The organism is Haladaptatus ordinarius, assembly GCF_054177595.1.
Genome location: NZ_JBPEHH010000158.1, coordinates 1 through 6,863 on the forward strand (window position 1 = coordinate 1; position 6,863 = coordinate 6,863).

The window sequence follows — 6,863 nt, forward strand, 5'->3', positions numbered from 1 at the left end:
CAGCCGTAAGAACAGTGTCTGGATGGTAGAGAAATCTCATAATCACCCATCCAGACGCTTCCTGAGAATCTAACCCCGTCAGTCGTGACTATCCACTGACTCGATGGGAAGTACCGATATTCGTCGAGAAACGGGGCCAAATCGGCGCCGATCGCGTCTAATTGTTGTTCGCTAATGCTCACGCCGAGAGTGTCGAAGAACTCCCTGCGCCGTTTGCGGCCAAGCTCCGAGTCCTCTGCTATGGTCGCGAGTGGCTCGAAGAACTTCAGAGTCTCGTTGAGTATGGATGAGATCTCCGTCACGAGAATCTCTCCGTCGGTTCAATTCTTGAACGTGGGTCGATGGGGGGGATCGAACCTGCCGTCTTCGAGATCATTGTTTCGGCCACCCGACTATCGCGCACCATATCGGCACCTTTCGGTAATTATCGACCGTATTTTTCACGTGCCACACCTTTCCATATGATTGGGTTTTGAAATTAATGCGGGTGTCTCCCTGATTATACGGTTCGCCTTCGATATACGTCTCAGCGTGAGCAAGACTCGGGCCAAACATGTCCGCCCGCGTTGAGCCGCTTATTAGGATCCCCACCCCCGATTTGCTTGCCCCTTGTTGAACCTTTTTGAGAAATTCAATCTTATCATCAACTTTATTATTTTTGAAGTATGTATCTGACCCATGGAATTTAATTGCCTCAAATCCTTTAACCTCGTGTTTGTACGAGTAGTACTGGGTATTAGAGTATCCTAACAAATCTATCATGTTTTTGTACATAGCTATGTCATTCCCCAATCGTCTATCCACTATACCTAAGTGGACTCTTCGTCCCGTATACAGCGTTCCGATGGAGATGTAATCCGCCGCCTCCATCTCCGGCTTGGAACCTCTTTTCAGGAGGTCGTCGGGAGCGTGGTATTCGTAATTGTGTCCTAAAAACGCTCCCTCTTCAAGGAGAGAGCGACAGATTTCGACGAATCGTCTGGGATAACGCCAAGCTAAAGCGAACGCGATCGCCGCTTGTCCGCACCAGTTTTCATGGTCTTGGTCGATGACGGTCGGCTTTTCCGTTATTTGTGTCACTCGATCCAGGACTTTTTGGGGAGAGATCTTCTTCCACACCTTCGAACGAACCGTGGAAGGCGAGGTTTTGACGTATGCGTCCGAATTCGCTGCACTGACCGAATCCCGGAAGTCGTCGAGTGCTGCCTTTACCGGCGAGGAATCCACAGCTCGCTCCACGGAGGCGGAGAGACTGTAACTTGCCGTGTTACTTTTGAACGAGAACGTTTGTGAGCCGGTCGCCGATTTCGCCGTTAGGAGCTTCGTCCCAATTGTCTTAGGTATCTTGACTTTCTTGCTTGGTTCGGAACACTTCAGGTCGATCTTGGCCGATTGATGAAACGGATACGCCTTTTTGAACTTCTTTTGTTTATTGGCCTTCGCATCCATCAAAGACCGCAGCAGGTAGGGGTCTCTTCCGCCACCGTCCAACCGTACTTCAATCGTACATTCGTCCTTAGTCGTGCTTGAATATGGATTGTTACAGGTTAATTCATTTAAATATACTACATTCATTTTATTTGGTTCGAATAACGTCTCTACCGGATTAATATCATGTTCATGAATGCGCAATGATGCCGCCATAACGACGTCAGCGTAGTGAGTATCCCACTTACTGATTTTCGAGATGGCATGAGGCTAGGTAACGCACTACCCGCCTTGGTATAAAACTGAGGGCCGACCGAAGTCGAGCGGTGAAGAAAATCTGAACAATAATTGAAAATGACCAAATGGTTATTCGAGTACAAAACAACGTTACTGAAGGTAGCGTTTCGGAGGAGACGAGGTCCAATGGTCGGGGTCCACCCCTTCCATAAGCATATCTCGCAGATGGAACGCCCTGTCGTTCCGACCGGTGAGAACGTTACGAGTACCGCCCTCATTCCCTCTCGCCGTCGATGTGTTTCTCAGATGTCCCCGCGACGACCTTGAAAGAGCGCATCAACTTTTCAGACTTCCCGAGGAGTAAGTCACTACCCAACTAATAGATTAACCGGTCAGAGGGACGGCACCTCCCAACGGTTCGGTACCGACGCACAGCACGCAGGAAATCTCCGGAGAGCAAGGTTCACTGTCGTCCGATTCGTACTATTTGCCCTGTCCCAGGCCACAGAGACGACGGTCGCGATAGCCTGTCAGGACGGGGGAGCTACACTTCCTTCACCGCGGGCGTACTCCGCGAAATCTTGCAGAATCGTCCGGACGAATACACGATCGGTGTGCTGAGCGGAACCTCGGGTGGAACCATGTGTGCAACGATCGTGAGGGACGGACTCCGGCGAGACGACGTACAAGGTGCGATAGACCGTCTCAACGGCTTCTGGCACGACGTGGCCACGGAGTCGTTCTGGGAGCGGCTCGTCGACGACACGACCCTGTGGAGCAGTCGGATCACCGGTGAGTCCGGGTCGTTCGGCACGAGTCCGTATTTCCACTCCATGTCGGTGTGGGCACAGCGAGAGCTTCGAGCGACGATCGAACGGTACGTCGAGTTCGACGGGGCGGCCAGCGATTCGCCACCACATCTGTTCGTCGGTGCGGTCAACATCGAATCCGGTTCGTTCGAGGTGTTCGTGGACGACGAGGAGGGCGCGTCCGCGTTATTGGCCTCGACCACCCTCCCGAATCTGTTCCGGGCGGTCGAAATCGACAGTTACGGGCACTGGGATGGACTCTTCTCACAGAATCCACCGATCCGGCACTTTACGAGCGAGGTGCCGGCCGACCAGAAGCCGGACCAGATCTGGATCATTTGGATCACCCCCGACGAGAGACGTGAGATCCCTCGTTCGCTGAACGACATCGCCGACCGGCGCAACGAACTCCCGGGGGACCTCTCGCTCAAACAGGAAAAACACATGATACGGTCGATCAACGACCTTATCGACGAGGGTGTCATTGACGACAATCGGTACAAGCACATCGAATTACGCGAGATCGAACTGGACATGGAATTAGACATCTACTCGAAACTCGACCGGAGCCCGACGTTTCTTGAGAATCTGATGGAACGAGGTGAAGCGAAGGCGAGTGAGTTCTGGTCGTCGGACGACGTCTGATCCTCCTGATCTCGGTTGGTCAATAATTTTTCATGCTTGAAAACATGTGTATTTCCGATGATCTTCTTAACTGTCCTTCTTCGAAATCTAAGTCGGTATCGAACCCTTCCCTGTTTCTAGAATCGGTTCGCTTATCAGTTCGTTATCTCTCTTGAGTAGTGGTTTGTAGAATTGGAGATCCCGAACTTGTGGAGCGCGCTACAAACTGATTTTGTTATCGCAGCATGTGATTTATGGATGTGCGAAGTCCTGTTATCAAGGCACAGAGCGTATCTCGTGGGCAATTACACTGAATGTGGTGGTGTGCGATTCACTGCCGGTTAATTCCATAAGCGGAAGTGCAAGATCCCCGGGGGTGCCAACTCGATCTATGCGCGGCCGTTGTGGAAACGTTTCCAACCGCTTCCTTGACCCGCTGGTCAATCTCGCCAAATTCGTGGTACTATCACGCGTGACTCACCTCGTGTCGAACGGTCGTACAGAATTGTTCCCAGCCATGTTGTTCGTAGGCCGCCTACGTGAGTGTGATCGTGATCTCGACTATTGCAGGGTCGTATTTAGGGACGCCAGCTTGCCGAAGCGCTCGGTGTAAGATATTCCAATCGATCGCTTCCACCGGCAGATACGGGAACTGTTCGGCAGTAACATTCGTGGCAGGCTGTTTTGCTCGGCTGAGCAGGACCGTCGATATTCCAGGGATATTGCTAGTCGGTATCTTACACTTTCGAACGCATTCGTTGTTCAACTACTCCATTAATATCTAACCCATAAAGACGAAGAATATAGGTGATTCGTTAGTTCTTTTCAATTTACTTTGCATCATCTAATAAGGAAATTTCAGGGTACAGAAGAATATACGTTCTAGATACCTTATCCTTCACAGGAGCCTGTACTAGTAGGGCAATAACACGCATGATCGCCGGCTTCTATAGCGATGACAGTGAAACCTTGATTTCCGGTGATCGTATTCGGTGGCCGGTCTTGAACCTCATCTAGAGCAATTATACTATCATCTCCAGTATTGTTAATAATATCATTGCTGCCCGATAACTTTATATAGATGTCCCAAGCCGGAAGTTCCGGTAGGCCCCCGTTGCCGGCAATGAAATTGTCTTGGACGGTATTGTTATAGGAATCTGCGCGGAGACCGATTCCGTCTCGTAGATTATTCGTGATATTGTTACTACGGATTAGATTGTTACTCGAAGTCATAATCGTAATTCCTGCCCAATAATCACTACCTTGGTATGCTGGCAGATCGAAATCACAGCCACAGCCGGATCTAACATTCCGGTGCACTTCGTTATTTTCTATAATATTTCCATCACTGCCGTCCTCAATGTGAATACCGCTGTTCCCATTATCGTTGACCGTGTTACCGTTAATTCGGTTATTGAGCGCCTCTACTGAGAGAACAAGTCCGGGTCCAGTGTTAGCGTTAATCGTATTGTTCTCGATTATCTCGTTTTCCGATCCGCGTACTCGGAATCCGAAGAAGTCATTGTTCGAGATGTTATTGTGTTTGAATTGATTATTCGACCCTTCAAAATCGATAATTCCAATATCACTATTATTTGTTACTGTATTTTGGCTAACCACTACGTTTTGTGCGAAGTGAAGGTTGATACCCCATCGATTCTCGGTGGCAGTATTGTTCGTTACGGTAGTGTTGTCTGTATCTGCCTCGACCAGAATTCCGATCTGGGTGTTTTCTGTGGCGATATTATCAGTAAGTGTTGTCCCTTTACCATCTTGTAGTTTGACTCCAATTTGATTCTTTGCGATGATATTCTGTGAGATCGTATTATTGTCTGTCATCGCCGATCGAACCAATATGCCCGCATTCCGATTATTAGTCGCTGTATTTTCTGTTAGTTCATTATTCGAACTTCCCTGATCCACTGCAATGCCATGATCATTATTGTTGTTCGCTATACTTTCTGTGAGAGTATTATTGGAACTTCCAAAATTGAGAAAGATACCGTAAGCACTGTTGTTTGAGGCAGTATTTCCGACCATCATGTTTTCTGTACTCGATTCGAGATAGATTCCAATGTAGGTATTATTATGAGCCGTGTTTGCCGTCAGAGTATTGCTTGTCCCGCCATTGAGACGGATTCCAAAGTGATTGCTCCACGCATTTACATTCTGAACTCGGCTCTGAGATGCCTGATTGAGGCGAAGACCCTCTTCCCAATCAGTGAGGGTGAGATTTGTAACGGTGACATTTGAGAAATTGCCCGTGTTTCTTGAGAGAGCAGTTGTGCTCCCGGTCACACCATACGTCTCTGGGTTATCGACCCCGTCAATTTGGTGCCCTTGCCCATCGATATGAACGTCGCTCGTCTGAATATCGATACAGCTTGTATTGGTACTATTCAGAATATCTTGGGTGACCACGTAGTTACCAGGTTCAGTTATGGCCGTACAAGAGTTGATTTCCTTTGGTTTCGGTTGTGGACCTGTTTGTTGTTCACCGAGTGGCGCAAAGGTATCGGTGTTGGTAAAGGTCGTGATCGTCGCAGAAACGTAGTTTTCCGCTGTATTCACGGTGTTTTCCCCACTAACTTGCGACCAAGATCCGTCTGAATACCGCCATATTCGAAGCGACGATTCATTCACATTCGCAGTAGCAACATCTGCATCAGTGTAACTCACATTCAACAAGAGCGACGCCTGTGCACTGGTTCCAGTCGCATTGACGTACTTGCCGATGTTCATGAGATTGGCTGGATCAGCTGGTGGAGATGTGACTGACTGGAGCGCGATATCCTGGCTGCGAAAACCGATCGTTGTATTACTGAGAGTGAAGTTCTCGGCAGTATTATTTGTAGAGTTAGCGGCTGATTGGAACGCCCACTGGCCGTTATCGTTTGTCTCCGTATTCTCGAAAGCGTTATTTGACGAACTACTTAGCTGAATCCCAACCTGATTGTCGAGTACGCGTGTGTCATTGGCTTGATTCTGGTTTGAATCATTCAGTTGGATCCCCCCTTGCTCGTTCGAAGTGAGCACTGTCTTTTGAAGTGAATTTTGCTGAGCAGATTGGAACTGAATCCCGTATCGCGTGTTCTGGCTTGCATTCGTGTTGACAAGCGTATTGGCGGTGGTTCGTTGCAGTTGAACACCGACATCATTCTGCGTTGCAGTCGTATTGATGAGCTGATTTCCCATGGAAACGGGCGACTGTGGTTCTGGTAGCTGAATGCCTGACAACCCAAATTGACTGAGAATTGTATTTATGAGGTCGAGAATCTGATTGACGCGAGGATTGCGGGCCGAATCCACTTGAATCCCAACCGTATTGTCACGAACCGTACTTTCACTGAGTGTACTTTGTGATGTTCCTCGATATCTGATGCCAACATTCCAGTCAGTTGCGGTGACGTCAGTGACTGTGACGTTAGAAAGGGCCCTTCCTGTGCCAACATCGATTCCTGTTTGGCGACCACGGCCATCAATTGTATGGCCATTCCCATCAAATATTACGTCATCTGATCGAATTTTAATGCAAGTACGTCGACTGTTCACTAGGTCGCGTTGAAGGACGTATTCACCTGGTTGGGTGATCGTCGTACACGAATTAACTGAGGTTGGTGTCTGTGCCTGCGTCGGTTGTATAGCAACGGCTGTGTTGAATCGCCATACAGCAATGGAATTCATTGTTTCACGGCTCGCTTGATGTTATAGACCACACACATCAGCACGATTTCTCGGAACTCACGAAACCAGGATCGCGCTCGC

The 6,863-nt window shown here is 48.9% G+C and carries 4 protein-coding genes; 1 reads left to right on the forward strand and 3 read right to left on the reverse strand.

The annotated features are described in order from the left end of the window. Window positions 1–302 (reverse strand): hypothetical protein (locus ACR3FF_RS24990; RefSeq protein WP_458190825.1); only part of this gene is annotated, 302 nt, incomplete at its 3' end. Between the two features lie 70 nt (window positions 303–372). Next, on the reverse strand, window positions 373–1,491 hold the full coding sequence (locus ACR3FF_RS24995) for a hypothetical protein (protein ID WP_458190826.1): 1,119 nt from the start codon (window positions 1,489–1,491) through the stop codon (window positions 373–375). A 701-nt stretch (window positions 1,492–2,192) separates the two neighbouring features. Between ACR3FF_RS24995 and ACR3FF_RS25000 the strand changes: the two genes are divergently transcribed. Then, window positions 2,193–3,119, forward strand: coding sequence for a patatin-like phospholipase family protein (locus tag ACR3FF_RS25000; RefSeq protein ID WP_458190828.1), 927 nt, complete (start codon window positions 2,193–2,195; stop codon window positions 3,117–3,119). An 870-nt stretch (window positions 3,120–3,989) separates the two neighbouring features. Here ACR3FF_RS25000 and ACR3FF_RS25005 read toward each other — a convergent pair. Next, window positions 3,990–6,650, reverse strand: a complete 2,661-nt coding sequence (locus tag ACR3FF_RS25005; RefSeq protein ID WP_458190827.1) for a right-handed parallel beta-helix repeat-containing protein — start codon at window positions 6,648–6,650, stop codon at window positions 3,990–3,992. Window positions 6,651–6,863 lie beyond the last annotated feature (213 nt).